This is a genomic window from Aquimarina sp. TRL1 (assembly GCF_013365535.1).
Lineage (GTDB): Bacteria > Bacteroidota > Bacteroidia > Flavobacteriales > Flavobacteriaceae > Aquimarina > Aquimarina hainanensis.
The window spans coordinates 1,034,494-1,059,115 of the sequence record NZ_CP053590.1; the positions used below are offsets into that span (position 1 = coordinate 1,034,494).

Here is a 24,622-nt window from a genome sequence, read left to right on the forward strand (position 1 = left end):
AAAATGAACCTATTTAACACTCAAGGAGATAAATTAACAGAAGTAAAAGAACAGTCTTTCAAACTCGAAAAAGACATCCAAATACTATTTGAAAATAACCTTGAGAAAATAATGGGTTTACAACTAGTAAAATCAGAATTCACTATAAAAAACAAAAGAATAGATACACTAGCTTACGATACACAATCAAAAGCATTTATTATAATCGAATATAAGAGAAGTAAGAGTATTAGTGTAGTAGACCAAGGGTTTACATATTTAAGTTTAATGTTCGAAAATAAAGCTGATTTCATTATCGAATACAATGAATCCCAAAAAGAAACTTTAAAGCGTTCAGATGTAGATTGGAGTCAAACAAGAGTAGTTTTTGTATCTACTGGTTTTACCGACAACCAAAAAACGGCAACAAATTTTAAAGATATTGCTATTGAATTATGGGAAGTAAAAAAATACCAAGGAGGGCTGGTTAGCATTAATCAAATCAAAAAAAGCAGGTCAGCAGAAAGTATTAAACCAATAACTTCAAGCAATTCAAAATTAGAAGCAGTAACAAAAGAGATAATTGTCTATACCGAAGAAGATCATACAAGAGACAAATCCGATTATATCTCTGAGCTATATGAAACATATAGAGACTCAATTGTTGCATTGGCAGATGATATTGAAATAGTTCCTAAAAAACTATATGTAGCATTTAAAAAAGGCAACAGAAATATAGCCTACTTGCATTTGCAAAAGAAAAACATAAAGCTTTGGATAAATGCTAAATGGGGCGAAATAGACGAGCCTTCAAATATAGCTCACAATGTATCAAATAAAGGACACTATGGTTACGGTGACTATGAAATTGACCTAAAAAATGACACAAAGATTGAATACATTATGAGTCTAATCAAACAAGCCTTATAAATAATCAATAATTTAACAAAAATTAGTTCTCTGGAATATTCTAACCTAAGAGATCTTATCCCAAAAATCATTTATTAACCAATACTCTTTTATCATGAAATTCATCTTAACTATTATTACTGCTATCGGAATGTTTTCAAAGGAGTAAGGACCAGTCAAAAAATAAAACTAAAATCTTACAAACCACCCATTGTTGGGATTATAATCATCTCTATAGTCACTATAATTAGAGAGGGTTTTCAAAAAACAAAAGAAAATAAATGGGAGCAAAAAATATCAGGATTTAATGATACTCTATTTCCTTTTTAATAAATAGGTGAGCTTATGTGAATTCACTTTTAACTTTTTTGTACTTATTAGATACAAATTTAATTAATTACTAAATTGAACCCTTTTCCTTTTAATTCTCAAAACTATCATGGTTTTAAACAAATCAGCTCCGTCGTGTATTCCACCCGAAGGGTGCAATTCTTAAGGATACAAAAAAAAACAATGTTTATTGAAATCTAATTAAATCTAGAAGAAAAAAGGCTATCAGAGTCAAAAACTCAAATTTGCGATACGTCAACGTAAAAAATATAGAAGAAAACATATCTATAAACAAAAACAACCTCTTGAAAATCAAGAGGTTGTCGTTAGTAGCGGGAACAGGACTCGAACCTGTGACCTTCGGGTTATGAGTCTAAACCGACTCTATTTTAACCCTCTATTTATAAGGGTTTTGAGTTTTCACCATCTTACAAATGGATACAAACAACTACAAATCGGTACTTAAAAACGGTACTTTATTATAAAGTACCGTTTTTAAGTTTTTAACAGAAATATTTTCTATCAAAAAACACCTCATTAATAGTATTATATATAAGTAAGCATCAGAGCAACTAAGTTTTAATTTTTTCTTGATACCCTGGCAGTAGTTCTTCTAGTTTTTGTATGCTATGATCAGGTATATTTTCTAAGATATTAGCAAGCCATTGTCTGAGGTTTATATTTTGCATTTTACAATATTGATCCTTACAGTCGGCTTAAAAATGTATTAGAAAACATACAAGAATATAAAACAAATAGATTAAATGAATTATTACCTAACCATTGGAAGATGCCTTAAGTCAATGTTAGTAATTAATCGTTCATATAATCCTACCATGTCACCAAAAGGTACTTTTTTTTGGTTTTCTTTTAAATCCAGATATCCATATTCATAACAGAAGAGATATACTTCTCCCTTTTTGTTTTTTCAATAATGCGTAAAATAAGATGGAACGGATATTAGATATATTCAAACATTATTAGACCATAATAGCACAAAAACAACCGAAATTTACACACAAGTTGCCCTAAATAATTTTAAATCAATTAGAAATCCGTTAGATTTGGGAAAAATATAATGGAAATATGTGTACCGGTACACATATCCAATTGTTGGCTGTAATATAAACAATGAACTTAAAGAAAGAAACATCTATGAATTCTGAAATCAATAATTTTAATTTAGAAAAATATGATTTCGAGACTTTGTTAAACTCAATTAACAAATGTTATGCAGATGATTTCAAAGATAATTTGCCAAAAGTATCTGATTTTCCAAAAAAGATTTTCAACTCAACTGACAATATAAACTTAAAATGCTTAATTGAATTTTCAGAAACCGTAGATAATATTTATACTAAATCGGTTGCAAAAAGAATTGCTGGAGTAAGACACATTCAATTCGCTAGAGATAATAACGTCAAGCTAGACCTTTTGCCAACTTGGAATTTAATTTCAGCATCAATTCTGGATTTACCAAGTGAATGTATTATTTCTTCTATTGGGTCTCAAGGTTTTTTGTCAATTCCTTTGTTTAAATATGATGAAAATATGGAGGAGTTCGACTTTATAAGGTTTCATATTTGGCATAATGATTTACTAGATTATATAAATCAAGAAATAAGTGAGAGATTTTCAATTCACTCGCATTCATTTTTAGCACAAAGTTGGATTATAAATGGCATTATTATCAACGAAAGATATTCTGTTGAAAAAACTAATGACGATTCAGAAAGTTCATTATTCAAAATAGAATACAATAAAACACTTAATAAAGTAAATCAACATACGTCAAGCGCTGTTAATACTGGACAAAATGTTAATGTCAACAAATTGGCAAAAGAAGTATATAAGACAAATGAAACGTATAAAATAAATGCTGGCGAATACCACAAATCTTATTCGGAAGGAAAAAATGGACTTTCTTCTACATTCTTTTCATTTACAACTCAAAACAAAACAGTTGTTCAATCTAATGTAACTGGCCCAAGTAAAATGCAAACCTCTGAAATTAACAGAAAAATGCATATTGATCCAAAACAATTGATTTTAGAAATCAACCAAAAATTTAATTAAATGACTGAAGAACAAAGAAAAATGCTTCTCGATTGGATGAGAAAAATTCATCAACTTGAATATGCTCATAGATTTGAGTCTCTAAAATGGGAAAAGAGAAGATATTATACAGGTTTAGGAGCTTTTATATTGTCAACAATAATTGCGTTTTCATTTAGGTTTCCAAAGTTAAGTCCAGAGACATATGAACTATTACCAACATTTTTACACCATAATTATTTCATTGCGATTACTTCATTCATTGTCGCCATTTTGACTGGATACCAAACATTTACTAAACCAAATGAAAAAGCTTTGACTCATAAAAATACGGGAAGTAATTATGAAAAACTGCGACATAGAATAGAATTTATCCTGACAACTGAATTTCAGGAATGGGAATTAAAGAAGAGAATTGAAATGATTAAAGAAGAATGGGAAGGATTAGATGCTATTAACGTTTCTAAAAAATATTTTGACGAAGGAAAACAAAAAGTAAAATCATTTAATAAATATCCGAAAGAATTAGATTTTCTTCCAGATATTGAATAATAAAATACTACAGCCAATCGAGTAGACGGCTCTCCCCATGATTGAGGAGAGTACGCCTCTCACACCACCGTACGTACGGGTCTCGTATACGGCGGTTCACCAAATCGAAGTTTGTCTCTTATTTAAGTAGTCTATCATAGGAACATATCCTTTTCTTTTAAGTCTGGATATGGTAATGGTAGTACCCAGTATAGGGCTTTGAGCTACTGCCCAACCTCCCATACGGGTTCGACTCCAAGCATAGGCTTGTCCATACTTGATTCCTAATCGAATCAGGTTCTTGCGTTTCCGCTCCGGCTTTTTCCAATCATGCCAAATGCAATACCGCAGTCGGTTACGTAGCCACTCATCTAACTTTTTAAGTTTGGTGTAGCTATTGGTCAACCGATAATTGTTGACCCACCCTCTGCATACCTGGGTAATTTTTTCCAGACGTTCTTTCATAGACATGGGTTTGGTTTTCTTGGTTAACCTTTTCAGATCACGCTTAAATGTATTCCAACTACTTTTACTTACAACCAACTGGTACTGTCCTTTTGTACCTTTATTGTAAATCGGTACAAATCCATGCCCTAACAACTCAAAATTTACAGCTCTGCGTATTCCGCTTTTTGACTTGTTTATTGGTAATTTAAGTCTATCTCTTAGAAAAACATACATCTTATTTCCAACTTCTTTAGCTTTGCTTTTGGATCCTGTATATATACTAAAATCATCTGCATAACGGACATATCGTAGTCCTTGTTTTTCAAGTTCCTTATCCAAAACATCTAACATAATATTAGATAATAATGGACTTAGTGGGCTACCTTGAGGGATTCCTCTTCGGCGTTTATACAACCTACCCCCTATAACGATGGGAGCCCGTAGCCATTTGCGGATCAGTCGCAAGGTAGTTGGACATTTTACCTTGTTGTAGATTAATTGTAGTAAAATACTGTGGTCTACAGTATCGAAAAATCCTGCTAAATCAATATCTACAATGTCCTGAAATCCATCGTTGATGTATCTCTGTGCTTGTAATACTGCTTTGTGGAGACTCTTATTGGGACGAAAACCGTAACTAAAAGGTTCAAAATCATATTCAAACCTTGTCATTAGTTGTTGGCTTACCGCTTGTTGCAACCACCTATCAACTACAGTAGGAATACCCAAAAGTCTGGTTTTGCCTTTTCCTTTAGGGATACTGACGCCTAAAATCGCATCGGGAATATAACTATTATCTATTATGGAGTTCAGAAGCTTAGCTCGGTGTTTCCGTATAAAACCCGGAAGATCACTGTACCTAATTCCATCTACCCCACTAGCGCCCTTATTACGCAGAACTTGGCGTTCTGCTTTATAAAGGTTAGTCGCTTCTAATACCGATTCAATCATAGGTTTACATAATTTGACTTACTTCTGTCTGCTTAAGATTAGGCTAGCTAAGCCTCCTAATCGAATTTAGACCTGATTTAATGTGCTGTCCTTCCTTATTTGTGAGACCTATGTGTTACTGCTACACAACTCGTTTCCCATAAGTACTATGACTTCTGCTGACTTCTCTACTTTACCAACTCGTGGTTATAGAGACCTCCCCAGGTAATGACATCTTCTTTCACTCGATTCCTGCCGCATCTACTAGTTCGATACTTACTGAAAAAAAAAAACAGTATTTTGGACTTCGCAGTGATGTGCCTACTGATCCGATCTAATAGCCTCAATATGCGGTTCGTGTACCTCAGTACCGAGTTTTGTAGTCTCGCTTCCTTCAGTCCTAACCTCACGGTTAGCAACCTTGCGACTTACTAATGGTTCAAGACCTTACTCCTGCCCATAAGGGACTTGCACCCTCTAGATGAATTATTTATCTTCGATAAATAATAGATGCCCATGCTGGGCACACACAATGGCTATAAGTAATTGCTTGTTCTCGCTTACTTCTGAAAATCCTCGCGGATTTTCAGTTTAGTGTGTACTTGCAAAGTTAACCGCTAAACCACGCAACTACTCATAGCCGAGACCGTTACCTATCATTAAATAAAAATTAATTGAGTTACTCCCCAATAAACAAAAATAGTCGACCAATAAGACTCCATAAAGCTCGTGTTAACCCTGAATTTAACTCAAAGACAGTTTTAGTTGATGACATCTGGGAATATATAGAAATGTGGCTTAAAAGAAATAGTACCAAAAAAGCGCAATTTTATTGGAGTCAAACTAAAGACTTTTACAATGCCACTCAAATTTTAAATAAAAATTCTGCTCCACTTACAGCTTACTATTGTTTTTTAAATGCAGTTAAAACTCTATTCGAAGTTAAAAACATTAATGCAGTTGACAGACACGGAGTCACTGGTTATTCAACTGGAAATTATTCTTCTCTCCAAAATGAGTCTATAATTTTCCAAACAGGTGGTATTCTACCTCAGTTATGTAACTTTTTAGGAGAACCCATTAATAGAGATATTTATAATCTGAAAGATATACTATATAATTTATCTTATCTACATAGAGCATATTGTTTGACCTACACTAATCAAGCCGAGCTTTATATTCCAATTTCTAATCCAATTTTTGTTAGAAAAAACCAATCAAGCGAAAGTTGGTTAATTTTTGAAATTTCTGATTACAAGTATCAAAATGGGCATACAGTAAATAAACTACCGAATGGCTTTGAAAAAGATAATGGACAACCAAACAAATGGATTTACAGAAAACGAAATAGATTTCGTTGGAAAACTCAAGGACCTCAAAGGTCTGGAAATATTAATAGATTGGTAAACTATCATAAAAGCTGTAGAAAATCTTTACATTATATTGCTGGAGATAAAACTTTATGGTACTTCAAAAGAGATACCCCTAACAATGTGATAAATAGATGCAACTTAACATTAACTTTTGCTGCTATGCATAAATTAAGTGAATTAGCCAGATATAATCCTGTTAGGTTAGCAAAACATTTTGAAAGTCAACATAACTGGTTATTATCTGAGTTTATTAATATATCTACTTATCAATTTATGGATGGAATCGCTTCTGAGATTACGGGTAGAACATTCCTCAAACCTGGTAGAAGAAAAAAATAACGATAGGTAATCGAGTAGCCCGACGCGGTAATTAATTACCGCGTTGAGGCTCTCACACCACCTGCCATACGGGTCTCGTAACAGGCGGTTCACCAAATCGAAGTTTGTCTCTTATTTAAGTAGTCAATCATAGGGACATAACCTTTTCTTTTAAGTCTAGATATGGTAATGGTAGTACCCAGTATAGGACTTTGAGCTACTGCCCAACCTCCCATTCGGGTTCGACTCCAAGCATAAGCTTGTCCATATGTAACCCCTAATCGAATCAGGTTCTTACGTTTCCTTTCTGGCTTTTTCCAATCATGCCAAATGCAATACCGTAATCGATTACGTAGCCACTCATCTAGCTTTTTGAGCTTAGTAAAGCTATTGGTCAACCGATAATTGTTTAGCCATCCTCTGCATACTTGGGTAATTCTATCCAATCGTTCTATCAAAGACATCGGTTTAGTTTTCTTGGTTAACCTTCTCAGATTACGCTTAAATACATGCCAACTACTTTTACTTACAACCAACTGGTACTGTCCTTTTATACCTTTCTTATAGATCGGTACAAATCCATGCCCTAACAACTCAAAATTTACAGGTCTTCGTATACCACTTTTTGCCTTGTTTATTGGTAATTTAAGTTTATCTCTTAGAAAAACATAAATCTTATTTCCAACTTCTTTGGCTTTGCTTTTGGATGTTGTATAGATACTAAAATCATCAGCATAGCGAACATAACGAAGTCCTTGTCTTTCCAGTTCCTTATCCAAAACATCTAACATAATATTAGATAATAATGGACTTAGTGGGCTTCCTTGGGGAATTCCTCTTCGGCGTTTATAAAACCTACCATCTACAACAATGGGAGATCGTAGCCATTTACGAATCAGTCGAAGAGTAGTCTGACATTGTACCTTGTTATAAATTAATTGTAGTAAAATACTGTGGTCTACAGTATCGAAAAATCCTGCTAAATCAATATCTACAATGTCCTGAAATCCATCGTTGATGTACCTCTGTGCTTGTAATAATGCTTTGTGAAGACTCTTCTTGGGGCGAAAACCATAACTAAAAGGTTCAAAATCATATTCGAACCTTGTCATTAGTTGTTGGCTTACCGCTTGTTGTAACCATCTATCAACTACTGTGGGAATACCCAAAAGTCTGGTTTTGCCTTCTCCTTTGGGGATACTGACTCCTAAAATTGCATCGGGAATATAACTATTATATATTATGGAGTTTAGAAGCTTAGCTCGGTGTTTCCGTATAAAACCTGGAAGATCACTGTACCTAATTCCATCTACCCCACTAGCGCCCTTATTACGCAAAACTTGACGCTCTGCTTTAGAAAGATTACTAGCTTCTAGTATTGATCCAATCATAAGTTTAAATAATTTGACTTACTTCTGTCTGCCTAAGATTAGGCTAGCTAAGCCTCCTAATCGAATTTAGACGTGATTTAATGTGCTGTCCTTCCTTATTTGTGAGACCTATGTGTTACTGCTACACAACTCGTTTCCCATAAGTACTATGACTTCTGCTGACTTCTCTACTTTACCAACTCGTGGTTATAGAGACCTCCCCAGGTAATGACATCTTCTTTCCCTCGATTCCTGCCGCATCTACTAGTTCGATACTTACTGAAAAAAAAATCAGCATTTTGGACTTCGCAGTGATGTGCCTACTGATCCGATCTAATAGCCTCAATATGCAGTTCGTGTACCTCAGTACCGAGTTTTGTAGTTTCGCTTCCTTCAGTCCTAACCTCACGGTTAGCAACCTTGCGACTTACTAATGGTTCAAGACGTTACTCCTGCCCATAAGGGACTTGCACCCTCTAGATGAATTATTTATCTTCGATAAATAAAAGATGCCCATGCTGGGCACACACAATGTATAAGAAAACATAGGGCTATTAGGCTTAATCGAAAGTTCTGTGTTTGTTTGCAAAGTCGCCAACTATAAAATTTGGCTTTTACAATAAAAAAGATAAAAGCAAAATATTTATATTTGGCTTAGTACCAATCCGGAACGTATTGCTTATCACCTGCCTACGTTTCTTATACGGAACGTTGTGAGCAATTAAACCTAACCAATGACAACATCATTTAATATAGAATGTGAGGACTGCCAAAAAAAATATCGAATCAGATACGGATTAGGAAATAACTTCCCGCAATTGGCTTCTTTTCAATGTTATGATTGTTCTAAACAAATTGAAACTGGATATACAAGTCGTGGAGAAGATAGAGTCTTAAAAGGTGCATACGTTACGAGTGAAGAAGACCCTTTTAACCCAGAAATTGAAATTGTCAATTTGCATCCCGAAATTCCAACAAGAAAAGGGAAGGAAAACGACCCTTATCATTTTCAAACTTTTGACGTGTTTGATAATCTGAACAAATCAAAAGCTAACTTTGACGAATTTAAAGAAGAACAAATAGTATGGTCTAAATTTAATAGAAAGTGGGAGGAACTGAAAATGCCACTTCGTATTTTATCTTTTAAAGGCGAAGATAAAATGAAAAGCATATCCAAAATTAATTATAGAGATTTCACAAAGCTATTTAATGAATGGATGATGATTTTTATTCGTGGAAAGCTATCTTCAGATTATGATGACATTTGTGATGAGTACAACTCTATAAATTCCCAAAAAATTAAGGAGTACGTTAAATCTAACGATAAGTTTTTAAAGCAAATAAATGAATTTTGTAATGTTTATATGAAACATCATCATCATTTTCAAAGCACTATTTTTCATTTAAAATACGGTTGGGAAATTACTGATGAAATGATTGCAAATATAAATTGGGATGAGATACACAAAGTCTATGGCGATTTATATGAAATAATTGGAGATTTGTTCGTTATTCCTACAATGATTAACAATTTAGCAAACGGTAGAGAGTTTGACGAATTCCAAACTGATGGTTTCACATTAACTAAATACTTAAAAACAGATAAATCAGGTCGTGCGAATAATTTTGACACAAATTCAAATCTATCTCATCTTTCTTCTGCATATGAATCAGGCTTAAGAAATGGGACGCACCATAAAAATTCTTATCTCGATACTGAAACTTTTGAAGTGAGTTTAGGAACAAGTAAAGGTGGAACAATAGAGAAAAAAATACCGATTATAGAATACATTAGTAAATGTAATCAATTATTTGGAATGGGAATTATTCTATCCAGCTTGATATTAGAAATGAATAAATAACTGCTCACAATCGAGTAGACGGCTCTCCCCATGATTGAGGAGAGTACGCCTCTCACACCACCGTACGTACGGGTCTCGTATACGGCGGTTCACCAAATCGAAGTTTGTCTCTTATTTAAGTAGTCTATCATAGGAACATATCCTTTTCTTTTAAGTCTGGATATGGTAATTGTAGTACCCAGTATAGGGCTTTGAGCTACTGCCCAACCTCCCATACGGGTTCGACTCCAAGCATAGGCTTGTCCATACTTGATTCCTAATCGAATCAGGTTCTTGCGTTTCCGCTCCGGCTTTTTCCAATCATGCCAAATGCAATACCGCAGTCGGTTACGTAGCCACTCATCTAACTTTTTAAGTTTGGTGTAGCTATTGGTCAACCGATAATTGTTGACCCACCCTCTGCATACCTGGGTAATTTTTTCCAGACGTTCTTTCATAGACATGGGTTTGGTTTTCTTGGTTAACCTTTTCAGATCACGCTTAAATGTATTCCAACTACTTTTACTTACAACCAACTGGTACTGTCCTTTTGTACCTTTATTGTAAATCGGTACAAATCCATGCCCTAACAACTCAAAATTTACAGCTCTGCGTATTCCGCTTTTTGACTTGTTTATTGGTAATTTAAGTCTATCTCTTAGAAAAACATACATCTTATTTCCAACTTCTTTAGCTTTGCTTTTGGATCCTGTATATATACTAAAATCATCTGCATAACGGACATATCGTAGTCCTTGTTTTTCAAGTTCCTTATCCAAAACATCTAACATAATATTAGATAATAATGGACTTAGTGGGCTACCTTGAGGGATTCCTCTTCGGCGTTTATACAACCTACCCCCTATAACGATGGGAGCCCGTAGCCATTTGCGGATCAGTCGCAAGGTAGTTGGACATTTTACCTTGTTGTAGATTAATTGTAGTAAAATACTGTGGTCTACAGTATCGAAAAATCCTGCTAAATCAATATCTACAATGTCCTGAAATCCATCGTTGATGTATCTCTGTGCTTGTAATACTGCTTTGTGGAGACTCTTATTGGGACGAAAACCATAACTAAAAGGTTCAAAATCATATTCAAACCTTGTCATTAGTTGTTGGCTTACCGCTTGTTGCAACCACCTATCAACTACAGTAGGAATACCCAAAAGTCTGGTTTTGCCTTTTCCTTTAGGGATACTGACGCCCAAAATCGCATCGGGAATATAACTATTATCTATTATGGAGTTTAGAAGCTTAGCTCGGTGTTTCCGTATAAAACCCGGAAGATCACTGTACCTAATTCCATCTACCCCACTAGCGCCCTTATTACGCAGAACTTGGCGTTCTGCTTTATAAAGGTTAGTCGCTTCTAATACCGATTCAATCATAGGTTTACATAATTTGACTTACTTCTGTCTGCTTAAGATTAGGCTAGCTAAGCCTCCTAATCGAATTTAGACCTGATCTAATGTGCTGTCCTTCCTTATTTGTGAGACCTATGTGTTACTGCTACACAACTCGTTTCCCATAAGTACTATGACTTCTGCTGACTTCTCTACTTTACCAACTCGTGGTTATAGAGACCTCCCCAGGTAATGACATCTTCTTTCACTCGATTCCTGCCGCATCTACTAGTTCGATACTTACTGAAAAAAAATCAGCATTTTGGACTTCGCAGTGATATGCCTACTGATCCGACCTAATAGCCTCAATATGCTGTTTGTATACCTCAGAGTTTTGTAGTCTCGCTTCCTTCAGTCCTAACCTCGCGGTTAGCAACCTTGCGACTTACTAATGGTTCAAGACCTTACTCCTGCTCATAAGGGACTTGCACCCTCTAGATGAATTATTTATCTTCGATAAATAAAGATCCCCATGCTGGGTACACACAACGTGTATAATTAATTGCTTAAGTCTGGTATGTTCTAATTGGAATATTCTCCGAATATTCGTCCCCTTTTGCTATCTTAGTTGCTAATCGCAACTAACCATACACAAGAACGTTGTAAGTAATTAGACCAATCAAGATGGAAAACCAAGAAATAACAGAAATACAACCAAATATAATTATTGGAGAAGATTATGATGGTTGGATTAATCTGTCTGCTTGGAAAAGCTTCGAAAGTCGAAATGGATTTTATGGCTCTAAAGATTCGGACAAGAAATCAGACGGAATTATTAAAGCACACATAATCGGAGAATCAGTTGACTATGTTCACATCTTATCTCAATCTCAATTCAATGCAATTAAATTCCTAAAAGAAAACTCTGAAAAGATTCGTGACTCTTTGTTAAACGGACTTTTAGAAGATTATCCAAATGCTAAAGACATTTATGAAGATTTAATGCCTGAAATAAAGACAATTAGTGATTACAAGGACAATCTAGGAGTTGCATTCATACATGTAATGGACAGTGACAAGGATAATCATGCTTATATCGGATTTGAATTAGGTTGTTCTTGGGATGATGAACACGGAGTTGGAGTTATGATGCATAAGGATAGAGTAGTCAAGATAGGACTAGCAGACGAATCATTTAATCACTGGAACTGTTATCACGATAATGGAACAGCAAAATATGAGCAAGGAAAATGGGAATCAACTCAAGAATTGAAGCATCAAAATCGCAAAAATTGGTGGGAATTCTGGAGATAAACTACTTACAACATTATATATGAAATCATAACAATTTAGAGCTAGATTAAATGATTATTTCCTCTTTGCAAAGGCGCTAGATTTTTATAAGTTTAACAATAAATAAAAATGCGCAGTTAAATCTATTGGTTCAGGTGTGTCTGCCTTGCTTCGATTCATATATTTAACGTTGTGCATAATTAAGATGACCATTTTAGAAAAAAATACTTTTGTACTCATATTCACCATTTTTATATACTTCTGGAATAAGTATGTAGTAACAAGGTTAATTCGGAGTGTTACGAAGAAAAATCCAAATAATAAATGGATGTCAAGGAATCAAGAAACAATTATAAAGATATATCAAGGTTTCTTTTGGTCATCACTTATATTGCTAATTATTAGTATGATATTTAGTAACTAATCTTAGTACTTTAAAATAGTTGAAAAAAAATGCCATTTTCTATAGAAGAAAAATATATAATCGAGACGGAATCTGAACTAAATGTAAAATTCCCAATTGAATTTAAAACTTGGATGATGAAATCAAATGGAGGTGAATTAATAATACACGAATTTGAATTTGAACTTTATCCATTTTTTGACAAATCTGACAAAAAAAGAATAAGTAGGACTTGCAACCATATCGGGCATGAAACAAAAAATGCTCGTGAATGGAATGGTTTTCCTGACAATGGAATCGCAATTGGTTCAGACGGATTTGGTAATCAATTAATCTTGAGTCATAACGGAAATAGGAATTTAACTGACGAACTTCACTTTTGGAATCACGAGACAAGGCAAGTAGAAAAAATAGCTGAATCAATTAATAAACTTTACATTGAAAAAAGCTTATTCTGGAACAGAAAGTTTAATAAATAAAACTATACACAACACGATATCCTATGATGACATAGCAGCAAAGTGATCAATCGAATGGTTATTATATATTTATAAAGGCGTAATGCTTGCAAAAAGTAAAAATTAGTAACCAATGCGCAGAAAAACTCAACACAGAGGTAACATTTTGCCCTACCAAGCCACATATATTAAACGTTGTACAGCATAAAAAATGAAAAAAATACTAATACTTATTTCAGTCCTTACACTATCCTGTAATCAATCAAAAAAGTCAAAAGTTGAAAGAGAAAATGAACCAGATGTATATAATCTGCAAGAAACGGATATGGAAATGAACAATGCAATTACTAAAGCAAATGAAACATTTAATTTATTCAAAGAAACTTTCCAAAATGATAGTGTGAACAAATATTACTTTTCAATAAAACAAAAATATGACACACCAGATGGTGGTAATGAACATTTATGGGTGGGACAAATAATTTTAAATCAATCTGACTACTATGGAATTATAGGTAATGAACCCATTTCGACCCTGAAAGTTAAATTAGGAGATACCGTAAGAATTGACAAAAAACAAATCTCTGATTGGATGATTGTTGATAATAGCAATGGAAAGGTTAAAGGTGGTTATACGATTAGAGTATTACGTAATAGAATGTCAGAAACTGAAAGAAATCAATTTGATCAAAATAATGGGTTAATATTTGAAAAATAAAACGCTCTACAATACCAGTAGCCGTTGCACAAGCCCATAATTTTGAGAAAAACGAATGATTTTAAGCCCTTTTTAGGGCTTTTATTTTGTTAGCACTCATTCTAAAAAGCAAAATTTTAAGGTCTTATAAATGATAATTTTAGGTCTATCAATACGTTTTTGATTAAAAAGAAAAAGTACTTGGCTTTCGCCTCATTTTTTACTCGTTTTTCAATGAATTTCAGGTACTTTTTTAAGTTATAAGCAGTAGCAGAGAGATGCATTACTTTGTTAGCTTGTGATAATCCTATGGTATTTATTTTTCGAAGTCCCATAAATTGAGTTAAGGTTCCAAATACAGGTTCTACTGTACTTTGCCTTATGGCTTTCATCTGTCTTCCTCGCTTACTTTTTACTCTGGCATTGTTACGTTCATATTCTTCTCGATAGAAGGTGACCGTTATTCGTTTTTCTTGACTACTTTTCAAACACTGTGTTCTAATAGGACATTCTTTACACACTTGCTTTGAAGCTCTATATTCCTTTTTCTTGGTTTGATTCTTGGTTTCTACAAATACCTTTTTGAAGGGAATTACTTTGCCCTGTGGACACTCATAATAATCTTGTTCTTTATGATATGTAAACCCTTCTGGTCCCCCTTTGTAAGTGCCATGTGCAGGTATATAGCTTTCTAATTGTTGTTGTTCTAAAAAAGCATAGTTCTCTCCACTGCTATAGCCTGTATCTGCTAAGCAGTTTTCCCATAGAAATCCATAGTTCCATAAACGCTCTTTCGTACGTAATACAATATCTTGCAATTGCTGATTGTCTTTGCCATCTGCATGATAGGCTTGGATATCGGTAATTACATGATGTCCGCTATCTACTACTAGTTGGCTTAGGTAATTTAATTTTCGAGCTTTACCGGGTTTTACACTGATACGGGCATCTGGGTCTGTAGGACTGTAATGGGTTTTGTTACTGGTATAACGACTTCCTTTGTTATTTGAACCTACCCGATAGTTTTGATCCTTTGACCACTTCTTGTTTCTCGTGACAATATTGTCTAACTGTTTTTTATTAGCAGTAATGGTCTTTTGAGCTTTACTGGCTTTATCTTGCTTAGCTTTGCGATATATTTCTTTATCTCTATTACTGATATGGCGTACTTCTGCCAGATGTGCCTTTAAATCTTGAATGGGTACTTTTAACTCTAAACTATCCATACTAGCATTGGATTTTACTGGTGCTGAATCCACTGCTTGAGTATGTCTGCAGACCATACCCTTGCCTATACACAACTCTAAAATATGTTCAAACACCTTAGTGAAAACTTCCTCTGGAAATAATTGGCGCGTTCTACTTATCGTGCTATGCCATGGTAATTCTTCATCGATATCATAGCCTAAAAAATACAACAAGTCCATGCGCATACTGCAATGCTCAATGAGCTTACGGTCACTGATGATATTCTCTAAATAGCCAACCAAACAAAATTTAAAAAATACTACTGGGTCAATACTTTGTTGACCACTTTTACCATAATACTTTTTTGTGGCTTGGTATAAAAAATCAAGATGCAGTACCTCGTGTAAACGCCTGTAGAAATTAGTCTTGGGTACGCGAGCACTTAATTGAAAACTGCTGAATAGTTTTTCCTGATAAATCTTTTTGCCTTGCATACAACAAATTACAAAATAACTATATCTTTAGCAAGACTTGTGCAACAGGCACAAAACCTATAAACAATACGGATTTGGTTGCTTAAGTTATAAACCCGGAATATCAACGAACACCGCCAAATCTTTTGGATTTGGCATTAAATAAAAGATAAAGCAAAACAAAAAGGTTTGGCTAATTGCCTAGCGGAAAGCAAGTGCTAACTTGCCCCCGTACTGTTCTTAGCTAAACCGTTGTAAAACATTAAAACCAATAAAAAATTGAAAAAAAACAAGAATATATCATACGGAAATAATTCTACAAATATTGGAAGTGCTAAAAAAGTGGTTATAAATTATGACTCTCAAAAGAATGTGGATATCAACGATTATGAGAAAAAAAGTATTGCTGATTTTAAAGTTAAACCAAAAAAACTGAGTTTGTATGGAGCAATAGGCTCTGGTGCTACGTTTTTAGCTTATTTAGGCGTTTTTGTCAAATTTCCAATTTTAGAAATACCCCAATTGATTACCTATTTGCCTTTAGTTTTCTTTTTATTTTTTCTATTCTTTGTGATTGGAGTTATCTTAAAAAACCGAAAATTTATTCCTCTTATAAGAAATTACACAATTGAAAGTGATGATCTAAATATCTCTTTAAAAAAGACAAAAATTCATTGTCCTAAATGTCAATCCAAAATGAGAATATTTCAAGATAATAGTGGAGTTTTTATAAGTTGTAACAGAAACCCTGAACAGCATATTTATTTTTATGATTATACAACATTTACGGACACAGAATAAAACGCCTTACAACACGGAATTGCCAGGGTAGAACCGTCAAACAGGTCTGTAGCGGTATGAATTTTCCAACTTCGCTTGTGTACGTCGATACCAATAAATAACTTTGAGTCTACAGTATCCTTTGTTATTCATAATAAATAAGATAGAATGTTTTTATTATACTAACTTAGGATACTGCTTTTACATTGTTGTTATAAAACATAGCTAATAAAGGCTAAACCGAAAGGTTTGTGTATAATTTATAAAGTCCGCCAAATTTTTAATTTGGCTTTTAAAAAAGAGATAAAACAAAATATAAAAATTCGGCTCTATGCTAATCCGAAAAGCTAGTGTCTTTTTGGCACGCTACGTTTCATACACAAGACCGTTGTACGTAATTTGAAAACAAGCATTTAGAATGTCAGTAAGCAGTTATAGAAATAAAGTAAGTCAACTTAATTCTCAAATAGCAGATTTGATGAAAAAGCAAACTGCGGAGAGAAAAAAAGAAGTGGATTTGAATTATAAGATTAATGATTTGACTAAAAGAATGCTATCAACCAAAAGTTTTTCAACTGCACAAAGCTACCAAAGACAAATCGACTCAAAATCGAAAGAATTAATACGAGTAAATACTAAAGTTGCAGATTTTGAAAAAAAATTAGCGGATAAGCGAAAAGAGCTTTCTCGAAATCAAGATTCTTTGACTAAAGCACTTGATAACGAAACAAAGAAAAGGCAAAATCAAGAATTAAATTTCTTGAAAGAAAAAGAGAGAATAAACAGGTCTGAATTAAGTAATATCAGAAATATTAATCACGAAATTCAAAAACAGCAGAGTATTTTTCAAGATTATCAAATCCCAGAAAGTGAATTGACCGACAATGATATTGAATATTCCTTAAAAGAACTAACCGAATTGCATCAGAGAATTGATTCCGTATTAGAAAGATTAGATAAACTTGGATTCGGACAAGAAATAATATTTGAGGAAATTGAAGAACTCAAAGGCAAAAGCAAAAAAATCAGCAAGAAGGATCTGAAAATGATGCTTATAGGAAAAATTGTAAGCTTCGGAATGGGGAAAATAGATACTGAATTAGCTGCTCAAATCTTTGAGGAAATTACAAACGTTGACTTAACAAAATTAATTGAATAAAAACTACGTACAACAATGGCTCCTATTAACTTATTAATAGAACTTGTCTATAGAAAACGTCATCTATAGCAACATTTGGGATAAAGTGAAATCTCTTTAATTGTATTGTTTTACCATCATTAACAGGCATTCTAACTCCACATACTTCAGAATTAAAAGGGGCTAACTTTTCCGTAGCCCTATCAATTTCGTTATTGCTTTGTTTTCCTCTTACGAAGCGTTGTGTTCTTATTGTTCTCATACTATCTTATTCAAATTGAGCTGTTTTATAGAATTGAATTCTTAAAATCGGTGTTCCATTATCTTGTACTCCTATAACTTTAAACCTTTTTAGATTTTCCTTTCCTACCAATTCAAATATGTCTTGGTTTCCCAATCCGAACCCAGAATTAATACTTGGCGATGATCCATTTTCTTTAAATCTTACTACAGCTGAAGAATCTGTTACTAGTAATTCTAGGATAGGAATAGGTCGCCTGTTAACACTTTTTTTAGTTGTTGCTTCAATTGACACAGTTTTATCAGGATCGCAATCAATACTAATATTCACCTTACCTTTTTCAACCATCATAGTTGCTGATACTGCTTCCTCCGGAACATCTAATGAAGTGACCCTGCCAAATGGAAGGGGAACATCCTGATACCCTTTATCACATTGTTTTATTGGAACAAGCCCAACTTCTTTAGCATTGATTAACACTAATTCCTCCAAATAATTTAAAATGGTAGCTGTATTCTTTCTGTTTGGATATACCTGTTTTTGTATTCGATCTCTTAACATAACTATTCTTTTTAAATAAATGGATTAATTGGCGGCTTGGTTCCCGAAGGATAGCCCCAAGCTACATACTGTTTTTTTGAACTATCATTATCCAAATGCACAAAGGTTTTACCTACTCCAATACGCTTAAAACCTACCAATTTTGCTGCCACTACAATCTTGTTTCTAATAGCTTTTGTAGGCGCTTTTATATCAGCAGCTTTGCAAGTAGGTATCTTATGCGAAGAATTTGATACTCCACCTACTTTAGTATTCCAATATGATGATCTCGCCCCTGAATTAATCATATCAAAAATAGGAAGTCTGGTTACTTTTGCCAGTTTTTGAAGCATTCGAATGAATTCTTTATCCATGCATTTACCTGACCCTTGAATATCCGGACTATCGAATTTGGAAAGATCAACCTTTTCTTTCCTATCTTTCCTAGTTAATTTTTGGATTGCTATAGCTCCTAAAAGTACTATACTAGCGCTGCCTACTGCCCACCATATTCTGTTATTATTCTTTCCCATTGCATTTACATTGTTTCTTCTCTTTTACTTTTTGATTTCTATCATAAATAGCCATTCCTATTCTAACCATATTAACGATCAAAAATGCACCAAAGATGACATTCATAGTCATATTCCCTTTATCTGCTTTCATTTCTTTTACTGGTATTTCTTTAACGTATGTTCAAGTTCCTCTATATGCACCTCAAGGCAATCCAATTTTCATTTTCTTTCTCATTAGTTTCTGCGTTCAGATTTCGTAATTCTGCTTTTTTCAATTTCTTTTGAAACCTGAAGCGGAATAATGCTTCATTTCGTATTACTCTTTACTACTCCAATTATTATCACAATGACACTTATTCCCATAATGACCATTGGAACAACAATGTTCTTTTCTTTTTTATTTAATTTATTCAGAACTACAATCTGCTCGATCTCTTTCATTATTCTTTTGATCTTACTAGCGTAGTTTGGATCTGTTGCATACCCTGCTCTTGCCACTTCATCCGCGAATCGATAAGGATCTTTTCTATGTTGTATAGCATTTCGGTATCTCTTGTTTTTAAGAAGTAATCCCGCCCAATCCATGAAAGAAAAGAAAGGACTTGGGTATGCCCGAAAAACATCTTTTATCCTATACTTCCATTTCCCACTTGAAGTTTGAATTGGGTATCCTGGATAAATAAAAGGGAAGTGCCTTGTTGGTAGGGACGAATACTCTGTAGTGGTAATCAATTGGGTTAGACCTTGCGACCAACCTCCGTAATTTCTTCCAGAACCCTTTTTTACTCCAAACATCATATTTCCCTTCGCTGATTTTCCCCAACCCGATTCTAAAGCACTTTGTGCTAATGCAAAAAGAACAGGCACACCTGATTTTTCGGAAGCCTTTTTAGCATAAGGATAATACTTCACCACGAATTGCTCTTTCATCACTATTCATCTAAGGTTGTGGTAGTGGATCAAAAACAGGAGTCTGTGGAAACTCTATAGGCATCTTAGCAATATAAGATGGAAAATTCAAAACCACCTCGTCTAAATCTGAAGTCAGCTCCCCTCTAATGGTCAGTACTCCGAATCCACTTAAACGACAAAAGAAAGGGTTGTTCCTGGTGCTTAATGTTGTCCAAGAGATAAAACCAGTAACATCCAAAGGAACTGGCATCTTCAGAACAGTCCCACTAGTACCTAAGCTTCCAAATACTCCTGCTCCACCTACTTTACGAAGTCGTATATCTGAACATACAATGAGATTGCCATTGATTACTAAATACTTATTTTGATTACGGTTATAAAAGACTTTAGTGAGATCTATATTTTCATCCTGAATTGAACGTACTTCCTGAGAATTCGATCCAATAGTAGGAATATCTACTTTAGGCAATATCCCTGTAAGCACCTGAAAACAAAACCCATCAAAGACTAGTTTATAGATAAGATCAGTTTTCAAATCTCCCGCTACTAATGGAACTAAAGATTGACCATTAAACTTTTTTAATGACACAGCTCCCTGTTTGTCTACATTCAAAGTAGCAACATCTGTATTCTCTTTATGAAAGCGTAGCTCTATAGGCAATCCTGCTTCATATTCTTTAGTTAATGGTGGGGATAATGATAGTTCGTATACATTATCATCTGCTCCAGTAGTAACCCCATATCCTCCTAAACTATTCTCAAGAGGTAAATTTTCTTCTCCCCTTACATCTTCTATTCTAAAATCTGATTGATATCCTCCCATTTCTTATTTATTTACTATTTACTAATTACTAATGTTCCAAGTGCCACCAAACTAATCCCTAATAGGATTTTATGCAGCTTACTTCTTTTGATCTTTTTTTCTTTTCGCTTAATACTTTCCTCCAATAGCATAATGGTTCTATCATTATTGGTCACTTGAATTGAATAATTATCTAGTTGATCTGATTGAAAGGAGATAATACTATCCTTTTTTCGAGTTACTAACTCAAACCTTTTAATGTTCAGGGACAAACTATTTACCAGAGAATCATTATACTTTCCTAGCTCCAAAAGCTTGGCTATCTCCCGGGATTGCTCAATAGTAAAACAATAGTGTGAAAACTCATCAATTTCCCTTATCTTGGGTGTCAAATCCTGTGAAATACTGATAAAGCTCGTCATCAGTAAAATCATCAATAACACTAATCTGTTCATACTTCTTTCGCTTTAACTTTTCTATTACTAGCCTATCTGTATCAATCAAAGCCGTTAGACTATCTGTAATCGTTTCCAGTATCTCTATTTTACTATCGAGTAAATCGTTTATTTCTTGAAGCGAAGTATTTTCTCGCTTCAATTCTTCAATCTCTATCCTTTGTATCTGATCAATTACTGAATCCTCTTCAGGAATGATCCTAAGGAGCGTAATTACTACACCCATAATCGCTATAAAGAGTAGTATCCATTTGTACTGCTTCATAAAAGATCATCTTTAGATGTTTCTACTTTCTTATCCGGAATGAACCTTTCGACAATAAGCTGAAGTATAAACTTGTAGAATGCTGTTGCAAAAAGGAAAGAGATGAAAAGACATAACACTTTTGCCAGCTCATAACCTCTTATAAAAAATACAATCACGGCATATATAAATCCTATGATTAATACCTGGTATCTACTTCTTAATTTAATTCCTAATCCTCTACCTATAAACTCTGGCACTTTATAGTAATTCAATAAATACGTAATAAGCATAAATGAGAAGATATATGCCCAATCAAGGGAATTCAAAAAAATTGTAAACTGTTCCAAAACGATTTCCATAATTTTAAGATTTAAGGGTTTGTTTAATTTTTATCACTTCTTGTTCTATTGCGGTGAGTTGTGTATTTGGAAAAAGGTTTTTAACCGTATTAACTACGACAACAATGGCTCCACCAGCTAACAGCATTCCTAAAATGATTTTCAATAAGGTCTGATTGGTAAGCGTAATCGTTACTTCTGTTTTCAATCCGTCCTTGTCTACTAATGCATCCAGTAGGTTATTTAGGTTTCTTTTTTTGCGTTCCATATCCATTATGCTTTTATAAGTTCGTGAATAGGGATGCCCATTTGATGTTTCTCATACGTAGCCCTATCAATACTATCAGCTTTAAAAACCTTTTGTACCAGACGCTCTGTTTGCTGATCAAATACTTTGGTAATCGTTCCTTTCCAACCGTGATGTCTAAGCAACCAAATCTGTAATCGTTCAACTTCTTTTCCTTTACTTCCTCTTGACAATAACCAAGGCTTTTCTTCTCGACTCGAAGTCGCATAACTAGCTTCTTCTGTTGTTACTTTTACAATAGGTTCTGATTCCTTAATTTCTTGGATATCTTGCCTTTTCTGTAATACAGGTTCTACCATTTCAGGTTTCTTCTTTTGACCTTTTATGAGGTATACAGCTAAAAGACTTACCCCTATACCAACCCCTACAATAATCAAATCATTTGTACGTATCATCTCTTTATCGTTTTAATAGCCGTTCTCATTCCATCGATATCTTGTTTGCTAAAAGATGTTCTTTGCAAATGTTTCTTGGCTGCTCTGTTTGTTTTATTCCCAAATATTCCGTCAACTCCATCTCTACTCCTTCCAGAACGTCCCAAATCCGCTTTATAAATTTTACTTAAATAAGATTGCAATATTTTTACGTCCTTAAAGCAAGTACCATATTGAAGAGGGTATTTACTACTCTTGCATCTAAATCTTGTAGGTCTTCCTGTTGTAGTTGATCTTCCTATTGTATTGTTTGCTATAGTACTTGCTATTTCTCGATCAAGATCCTCCTCTATAGATAACATTTCTAATTTGCTTTTGCGCTTCTTATAGTACCAAAATCCAATCCCTCCTAACCCAAGGGCGGTAACTCCGATAATGATCCAAAGTGTTTTATCATCCTTGCTTGTTTTTTTGACTATTGGTTTTTTATTCTTTATCTCCATAGTATTGTTCTTTATTGAAAAAATATGCGACATACTTTTTAGGCTAACCTATAATTAGGCAATCTCCTAACTGGATCTTTAACAAGTTTTTTCATCTCTCTGTCACTTAAAAAACCTTTTAAATACTGGTACATATCTTTCTTATGATTATTGAAGTAAAATGCTTTGGATAAACTGGCTACTTGTGTCTTATCCTGTAGGCTTCTAAATACACGTTCTACGGCTTTCTCATCGTCATCAAATAAACCTTTAGCATTCTTTAATTCAAGTGCATATTTTCTTGCAGCGGATAAGGGCAATTCTTTAATACGCTTACCACGTAGCCATTTTTTTACATCATTGATATAATTCATATTAAATGGAGCGTTCCAATTGGGTTCTACTACGGGTGTGGCTCTACCACCACCTGTTACTACAACTGGCTTTCCTGTACTTTCTAGGTTTCCTAATGTGGAAAATGAAACTTCCTTCTTGCTTTTTCGTTTCTTCACAAAAAAGTATATCCCAACTACTAACCCAGCTATTCCCGCACCCCCAACAACCCTCCACATTGTTTTTGTCATTTTCATTGCTTTGATTTTATAATTTTCTGTATTTAGGTAATCTCTCAATAATCCTTAATACTGTTTTGATTTCATCTTTATCGAAGCGATCTTTTAATTGATCCCTAAGATTTAACTTGTATTCTCCTTGATATGCTTTTGCTACCTGAGATACCTGAACCTTATCCTTTAGGTTTCTAAATACCGCATATACCTTCTCCTCTAAATCGCCTCCTATGTACCAAGGTCTAAATGCCTTATGGATTTCATTGGCATATCGTATTGCGGTAGATTCTTTCAGAACAACTATATTAGCAGCAATAGCATTTAATACTTTATCTGCATAGTTTACATCCAATGCTGCTTCATTAGAAAGCCCTTTTGTTATTGGGTTTAGTTTGGTATTGAGTTTTGCTAACAAACTTTTAGCTATACCATCTCGTTTTCTATTGCGTAAAGTGATATAGGTCGTACCGATCAAAATCAACCCTACTGCTGTTGCTGCAGCCTGTAATCCAACTACCTTTTTCATTTATTCAAAAATTTAAGCCCAGCTCCAACTGATCTCCCCATTGGAGTCAGGGCAGCAAGATCTGTTGCATCTGCTTTCTTTGACGTATTCCAAAGTATTAAACCAATAACAGCTAGTAACAATGTCAAAGTAACGGGTACTGCTATTGAAACTACTTTTGAAAGATTCTTCCCTAACCCCATAAAGTTGCTCCCTATTTCGGATGCATCTGCAATCGCTCTTGTTGCTGCACTTGACACATCAATTTTGTTCTTCTTTAGCCACTTGTTAAAATATCCATTAGTGGTACAACTAGACGATCCGTTAGTTTTCCAGGTTACTAGCCATATTGTCCTCGCGTTATCCGTTCCCAAGTCAGCCTTGAGACTGTTATAATAACCTACCCATAGTTCACAAGGATCACCGGATTCTGGCACTATAAATGATTTGTTTTTTATGTTGATTTCAATAGGCAT

The 24,622-nt window shown here is 34.1% G+C and carries 30 protein-coding genes and 1 pseudogene; 11 read left to right on the forward strand and 20 right to left on the reverse strand.

Annotated features, from left to right (window positions below):
• The first annotated feature begins 3 nt into the window (after positions 1-3).
• Positions 4-909: a DUF5655 domain-containing protein gene (locus tag HN014_RS04020; protein WP_176027605.1), complete on the forward strand. Its 906-nt coding sequence runs from the start codon at positions 4-6 to the stop codon at positions 907-909.
• 881 nt (positions 910-1,790) lie between these two features.
• On the opposite strand, the gene HN014_RS04025 is transcribed toward HN014_RS04020, so the two are convergent.
• On the reverse strand, positions 1,791-1,907 hold the full coding sequence (locus HN014_RS04025; protein ID WP_254884099.1) for a transposase domain-containing protein: 117 nt from the start codon (positions 1,905-1,907) through the stop codon (positions 1,791-1,793).
• A 261-nt stretch (positions 1,908-2,168) separates the two neighbouring features.
• On the opposite strand from HN014_RS04025, the pseudogene HN014_RS22600 reads away from it, so the two are divergent.
• The 3 genes and pseudogenes from HN014_RS22600 to HN014_RS04035 all read left to right on the forward strand — a co-directional run.
• Positions 2,169-2,297 (forward strand): annotated as a pseudogene (locus HN014_RS22600) (recombinase); the annotation flags it as partial.
• Between the two features lie 52 nt (positions 2,298-2,349).
• The gene (locus HN014_RS04030) at positions 2,350-3,294 is read left to right on the forward strand and encodes a hypothetical protein (protein ID WP_176027606.1); all 945 of its coding nucleotides are present in this window, start codon (positions 2,350-2,352) and stop codon (positions 3,292-3,294) included.
• Positions 3,295-3,825, forward strand: a complete 531-nt coding sequence (locus HN014_RS04035) for an SLATT domain-containing protein (protein WP_176027607.1) — start codon at positions 3,295-3,297, stop codon at positions 3,823-3,825.
• 96 nt (positions 3,826-3,921) lie between these two features.
• On the opposite strand, the gene ltrA (HN014_RS04040) is transcribed toward HN014_RS04035, so the two are convergent.
• Positions 3,922-5,202 (reverse strand): group II intron reverse transcriptase/maturase, encoded by a 1,281-nt coding sequence (gene ltrA, locus HN014_RS04040; RefSeq protein ID WP_176027608.1) that lies wholly within the window; start codon positions 5,200-5,202, stop codon positions 3,922-3,924.
• Between the two features lie 653 nt (positions 5,203-5,855).
• Here ltrA (HN014_RS04040) and HN014_RS04045 point away from each other — a divergent pair.
• Positions 5,856-6,893, forward strand: coding sequence for a YaaC family protein (locus HN014_RS04045; protein ID WP_176027609.1), 1,038 nt, complete (start codon positions 5,856-5,858; stop codon positions 6,891-6,893).
• Between the two features lie 89 nt (positions 6,894-6,982).
• Here HN014_RS04045 and ltrA (HN014_RS04050) read toward each other — a convergent pair whose 3' ends face one another.
• Complete coding sequence (gene ltrA, locus HN014_RS04050; RefSeq protein WP_176027610.1) at positions 6,983-8,263, reverse strand: group II intron reverse transcriptase/maturase; 1,281 nt, start codon at positions 8,261-8,263, stop codon at positions 6,983-6,985.
• 713 nt (positions 8,264-8,976) lie between these two features.
• Here ltrA (HN014_RS04050) and HN014_RS04055 point away from each other — a divergent pair.
• Complete coding sequence (locus HN014_RS04055) at positions 8,977-10,104, forward strand: hypothetical protein (RefSeq protein WP_176027611.1); 1,128 nt, start codon at positions 8,977-8,979, stop codon at positions 10,102-10,104.
• 89 nt (positions 10,105-10,193) lie between these two features.
• On the opposite strand, the gene ltrA (HN014_RS04060) is transcribed toward HN014_RS04055, so the two are convergent.
• Complete coding sequence (gene ltrA, locus HN014_RS04060) at positions 10,194-11,474, reverse strand: group II intron reverse transcriptase/maturase (RefSeq protein WP_176027608.1); 1,281 nt, start codon at positions 11,472-11,474, stop codon at positions 10,194-10,196.
• A 639-nt stretch (positions 11,475-12,113) separates the two neighbouring features.
• Between ltrA (HN014_RS04060) and HN014_RS04065 the strand changes: the two genes are divergently transcribed.
• From HN014_RS04065 to HN014_RS04075, 3 genes are all read left to right on the forward strand, one after another.
• On the forward strand, positions 12,114-12,743 hold the full coding sequence (locus HN014_RS04065; protein ID WP_176027612.1) for a hypothetical protein: 630 nt from the start codon (positions 12,114-12,116) through the stop codon (positions 12,741-12,743).
• A gap of 432 nt (positions 12,744-13,175) precedes the next feature.
• On the forward strand, positions 13,176-13,604 hold the full coding sequence (locus HN014_RS04070; protein WP_176027613.1) for an SMI1/KNR4 family protein: 429 nt from the start codon (positions 13,176-13,178) through the stop codon (positions 13,602-13,604).
• 190 nt (positions 13,605-13,794) lie between these two features.
• The gene (locus tag HN014_RS04075; RefSeq protein WP_176027614.1) at positions 13,795-14,301 is read left to right on the forward strand and encodes a YegJ family protein; all 507 of its coding nucleotides are present in this window, start codon (positions 13,795-13,797) and stop codon (positions 14,299-14,301) included.
• 116 nt (positions 14,302-14,417) lie between these two features.
• Here HN014_RS04075 and HN014_RS04080 read toward each other — a convergent pair whose 3' ends face one another.
• Entirely contained in the window at positions 14,418-15,962 is a 1,545-nt protein-coding gene (locus HN014_RS04080) for an IS1182 family transposase (protein WP_176027615.1), read from the reverse strand.
• A gap of 258 nt (positions 15,963-16,220) precedes the next feature.
• On the opposite strand from HN014_RS04080, the gene HN014_RS04085 reads away from it, so the two are divergent.
• Both HN014_RS04085 and HN014_RS22605 read left to right on the forward strand, forming a co-directional pair.
• A complete protein-coding gene (locus HN014_RS04085; protein WP_176027616.1) occupies positions 16,221-16,742 on the forward strand; it encodes a hypothetical protein in 522 nt (173 codons plus the stop codon).
• Between the two features lie 397 nt (positions 16,743-17,139).
• Entirely contained in the window at positions 17,140-17,880 is a 741-nt protein-coding gene (locus HN014_RS22605) for a hypothetical protein (RefSeq protein ID WP_254884100.1), read from the forward strand.
• 25 nt (positions 17,881-17,905) lie between these two features.
• On the opposite strand, the gene HN014_RS04095 is transcribed toward HN014_RS22605, so the two are convergent.
• The 15 genes from HN014_RS04095 to HN014_RS04165 all read right to left on the reverse strand — a co-directional run bounded on the left by HN014_RS04095 (position 17,906) and on the right by HN014_RS04165 (position 24,622).
• A complete protein-coding gene (locus tag HN014_RS04095) occupies positions 17,906-18,121 on the reverse strand; it encodes a hypothetical protein (protein WP_176027617.1) in 216 nt (71 codons plus the stop codon).
• Positions 18,122-18,127: 6 nt separating this feature from the next.
• Positions 18,128-18,661, reverse strand: a complete 534-nt coding sequence (locus HN014_RS04100) for a hypothetical protein (RefSeq protein ID WP_176027618.1) — start codon at positions 18,659-18,661, stop codon at positions 18,128-18,130.
• A gap of 11 nt (positions 18,662-18,672) precedes the next feature.
• On the reverse strand, positions 18,673-19,173 hold the full coding sequence (locus HN014_RS04105) for a D-Ala-D-Ala carboxypeptidase family metallohydrolase (protein WP_176027619.1): 501 nt from the start codon (positions 19,171-19,173) through the stop codon (positions 18,673-18,675).
• Positions 19,160-19,306 (reverse strand): hypothetical protein, encoded by a 147-nt coding sequence (locus HN014_RS04110; RefSeq protein WP_176027620.1) that lies wholly within the window; start codon positions 19,304-19,306, stop codon positions 19,160-19,162. Before HN014_RS04110 ends, HN014_RS04105 begins: the two co-directional genes overlap by 14 nt.
• Positions 19,307-19,461: 155 nt before the next feature.
• Positions 19,462-20,085, reverse strand: a complete 624-nt coding sequence (locus HN014_RS04115) for a glycoside hydrolase family 73 protein (RefSeq protein ID WP_176027621.1) — start codon at positions 20,083-20,085, stop codon at positions 19,462-19,464.
• A 10-nt stretch (positions 20,086-20,095) separates the two neighbouring features.
• On the reverse strand, positions 20,096-20,890 hold the full coding sequence (locus HN014_RS04120; RefSeq protein WP_176027622.1) for a hypothetical protein: 795 nt from the start codon (positions 20,888-20,890) through the stop codon (positions 20,096-20,098).
• Positions 20,891-20,904: 14 nt separating this feature from the next.
• Complete coding sequence (locus tag HN014_RS04125) at positions 20,905-21,324, reverse strand: hypothetical protein (protein ID WP_176027623.1); 420 nt, start codon at positions 21,322-21,324, stop codon at positions 20,905-20,907.
• Complete coding sequence (locus HN014_RS04130) at positions 21,236-21,589, reverse strand: hypothetical protein (RefSeq protein ID WP_176027624.1); 354 nt, start codon at positions 21,587-21,589, stop codon at positions 21,236-21,238. Before HN014_RS04130 ends, HN014_RS04125 begins: the two co-directional genes overlap by 89 nt.
• Positions 21,586-21,930, reverse strand: coding sequence for a hypothetical protein (locus tag HN014_RS04135; RefSeq protein ID WP_176027625.1), 345 nt, complete (start codon positions 21,928-21,930; stop codon positions 21,586-21,588). Before HN014_RS04135 ends, HN014_RS04130 begins: the two co-directional genes overlap by 4 nt.
• Before the next feature lie 4 nt (positions 21,931-21,934).
• A complete protein-coding gene (locus HN014_RS04140; RefSeq protein WP_176027626.1) occupies positions 21,935-22,177 on the reverse strand; it encodes a hypothetical protein in 243 nt (80 codons plus the stop codon).
• 5 nt (positions 22,178-22,182) lie between these two features.
• Entirely contained in the window at positions 22,183-22,611 is a 429-nt protein-coding gene (locus HN014_RS04145; RefSeq protein WP_176027627.1) for a hypothetical protein, read from the reverse strand.
• Positions 22,608-23,093: a peptidoglycan-binding protein gene (locus HN014_RS04150; RefSeq protein WP_176027628.1), complete on the reverse strand. Its 486-nt coding sequence runs from the start codon at positions 23,091-23,093 to the stop codon at positions 22,608-22,610. The genes HN014_RS04145 and HN014_RS04150 overlap by 4 nt, the downstream gene beginning before the upstream one ends.
• 38 nt (positions 23,094-23,131) lie before the next feature.
• Positions 23,132-23,662 (reverse strand): hypothetical protein, encoded by a 531-nt coding sequence (locus tag HN014_RS04155; RefSeq protein ID WP_176027629.1) that lies wholly within the window; start codon positions 23,660-23,662, stop codon positions 23,132-23,134.
• Positions 23,663-23,672: 10 nt separating this feature from the next.
• A complete protein-coding gene (locus HN014_RS04160; RefSeq protein ID WP_176027630.1) occupies positions 23,673-24,167 on the reverse strand; it encodes a hypothetical protein in 495 nt (164 codons plus the stop codon).
• Entirely contained in the window at positions 24,164-24,622 is a 459-nt protein-coding gene (locus HN014_RS04165) for a hypothetical protein (RefSeq protein WP_176027631.1), read from the reverse strand. The genes HN014_RS04160 and HN014_RS04165 overlap by 4 nt, the downstream gene beginning before the upstream one ends.